Annotated in this window: 1 protein-coding gene; it reads right to left on the bottom strand. The window is 38.2% G+C overall.

The genetic code is table 11. The features are described 5' to 3' along the window. Positions 1 to 43 precede the first annotated feature (43 nt). Positions 44 to 254: hypothetical protein (locus tag EUU22_RS26360; RefSeq protein WP_205687826.1), on the bottom strand; the 211-nt coding region annotated here is incomplete at its 5' end.

Raw genomic sequence — 254 nt, 5'->3', positions numbered from 1 at the left:
AGTTACAAAGGAGATGTAAAATACCATACAATTGTATTTGCTATTACTTCTCAGGCATTGAAAGTATAGTAAGCTTACCAGCTTCAGAGATATCATTGGCATAAGAAGCAGCCCTGTTGTCATGGACACTAAGTTGACGGGTAAGCTTTGACAAGAGAGATGATTGTTTTTGGTATTTTTCCCTTCTACGTTTAGCATTATGGTCCTCTTGCAGAAGCTCTTCAATTTTTGCATTGCTTTGCCCACTGGTAATG

The sequence above is a fragment of the Ciceribacter ferrooxidans genome (assembly GCF_004137355.1).
GTDB classification, from domain to species: Bacteria; Pseudomonadota; Alphaproteobacteria; order Rhizobiales; family Rhizobiaceae; genus Allorhizobium; species Allorhizobium ferrooxidans.
The sequence above is the reverse complement of the archived record's forward strand: the minus strand, read 5'-3'. Positions and strand labels throughout refer to the sequence as shown.